Consider the following 2,202-nt stretch of genomic DNA (forward strand, 5'->3'; position numbering starts at 1 on the left):
CGACCAGCGCGACTTCTCGCGCGAGATCTTGCAAGGTGACGGAGTCGCGCTACGCGTCCTGTGCGTCCCCCCTTGCGGTTGGACGGACCTCGGCACGCCTCGTCGTGTCATCGAGTGCCTCGAAAGGATCGGCCAGCCGGAGATTGCACAACGAATGCCGTCGACTAGGCCGGAGCGCTGGGCGGACTCGGTGCTCGATCTGCGCGCCGCGGTGCTGCGTACACGCTCGGCCGCGGGCTCCGTCGCCGTTTGAAACGCCGGCGAGCGAGAGCCGCTCGCATGGCCCGCGAGAGTTCGTGTTCGGCGCGGCTCAACCGCGCAGCGGCAGCGGTTCCGAAATCTGAGGGCGACCTGGGATGGTTCGATCTGACTGGCCCAATGAGCGGTACGAAAAACTGGAGGGGCATTCGGATCTTCACCGTCGGCCATTCGACGCGCACGCTCGATGAGTTGGTGACGCTACTTCGCGCGTTCGACGTCTCCGTGCTGGCGGACATCCGGACCATCCCCCGATCGCGGCACAACCCTCAGTTCAACGGCGACGCGCTACGACGGGCTCTTCGCTCGCGGCGGCTTCGCTACGTACACCTTTCCGAGCTCGGGGGCCTGCGCCGGCCCCGCAAGGACTCGACCAACGTGGGGTGGCGCAACGCAAGCTTCCGAGGGTTCGCCGACTACATGCTGACGGAGGGCTTCGAGGTGGGGCTCGCAAGGCTCCGCGCGTTGACAGCCGAGGGCCGAGCCGCCCTCATGTGCGCGGAGGCGGTTCCATGGCGCTGTCATCGCTCTCTCATTGCGGACGCGCTGACGGCTCGCGGAGCCCACGTGGAGCACATCACCAGCGCCAAGCGATCGATTCCGCACCAGGTGACGGCGTTCGCCGAGGTCAAGCGGGCGCGCGTCACGTATCCAGGTGAGGATTCCGCTGGCGAGCGGCTGGCCACTCGAGCGCCGTTCCATCTTGAGGCGACCGTGCGCGTCCTGCAGCGTCGTCCGACGAACCTGGTCGACGTTTGGGAGAACGAGAGGTACCTGCGGGTGCTCGCGACGAAGGCCGGTCTCGCGTTGGTCGAGGTAGCGAATCACGGAACGATCGACGATCCCGACGTTCGGTTCACCGTCATACGCGGCAACCCTTCCACTTCCGCGCGCGCCGCGCTCGGGCAGACCGTGCGACGAATCCTCGGCTTGGATGTGGACCCGGAGCCCCTACAGCGGTTGGCAGAGGCCGAGCGCAGGCTTGGTTCTACTGCGTTCGCGCTGCGCGGCATGCGGCCGCCACGGTTCGCCGGGCTCTTCGAGGCGTTCGCGAACGTGGTGCCCTTCCAGCAGGTGAGCCTGGACGCCGGTGTGGCCATCGTGGGTCGGTTGGTCGAGCGCTTCGGCAAGGCCCTCGAACATGACGGGCGCCGCTTCCACGCGTTCCCCACGGCCGAGGTCGTGGCGGCGGCTCGGCTCGACGCGCTCAGGGCGTGTGGCCTGAGCCGCCGGAAGGCCGAGACTCTCCGCCAGGTCGCCAACGCCATTGAGTCGGGCGAGATAACCGAGCAGCAGCTCGTGCGCATGAGCAGCAGCGAAGCGGTCCTGGTTCTGTCCGAGCTGCAGGGCATTGGCCCCTGGAGCGCCAGTCTGGTCCTACTTCGTGGTCTGGGTCGCCTCGACGTGTTCCCCCCAGGCGACGTCGGCGTCACCCGCGGGCTCGGCAAGTTGATGCGCCTTCCACCGGGACCGTCGCTCGCTCGCGTCGTGCAGCGCTTCGGCGACCATAGGGGCTACCTGTACTTCAGTTCCCTGGGCGGTGCCCTGTTGGCCAGGGGCCTCATTCACGCCGCTCCTCCGAGGACCGCGAATTGCGTGCCTCTCCGCTCGTCGTGCAAGAGCGAATCGTGCCATGTCGCACGGTGACGACGTGACGGTTGCATCACCAGAGGTCGTCGCCGGCGCCAAGGACCGGCCGATGTGGTCGACGGTCGACGCGGGCGCGGCGACCCGCTCGCTGGGCAGCGATGCCGAGGTGGGCCTCACCTCCGCGGAGGCTGCCCTACGCCTGGCGCGAGTGGGCCTCAATCGTCTCGACGTCGCAACGGCGCTGCCCGCGTGGCGCAAGTTCCTCGGCCAGTTCGCGGATCCCCTGATCTACCTCCTGGTCGGTGCAGTGGCTGTCTCGCTGGTCGCGTGGATCGCGGAAGGGCCAGACGATGC

General features: G+C 68.0%; 3 protein-coding genes. All 3 read left to right on the forward strand.

Translation table 11 applies throughout. The features are described from left to right. Positions 1-253, forward strand: a 253-nt coding sequence (locus tag ACOSYY_RS19510; protein WP_421664611.1) for a hypothetical protein, incomplete at its 5' end; no start/stop codon positions are given. A 26-nt stretch (positions 254-279) separates the two neighbouring features. Then, positions 280-1,905, forward strand: a complete 1,626-nt coding sequence (locus ACOSYY_RS19515; protein WP_421664612.1) for a DUF488 family protein — start codon at positions 280-282, stop codon at positions 1,903-1,905. Then, the coding region (locus ACOSYY_RS19520) for a cation-transporting P-type ATPase (RefSeq protein ID WP_421664614.1) at positions 1,892-2,202 on the forward strand (311 nt) is incomplete at its 3' end. The genes ACOSYY_RS19515 and ACOSYY_RS19520, both read left to right, overlap by 14 nt.

It is taken from the genome of Nitrospira sp. BLG_2 (assembly GCF_049222245.1).

Excerpts from the sequence above, each read along its gene's own strand:
- ACOSYY_RS19515 (WP_421664612.1), top strand. The coding sequence starts at position 280 with ATGGCCCGCGAGAGTTCGTGTTCGGCGCGGCTCAACCGCGCAGCGGCA.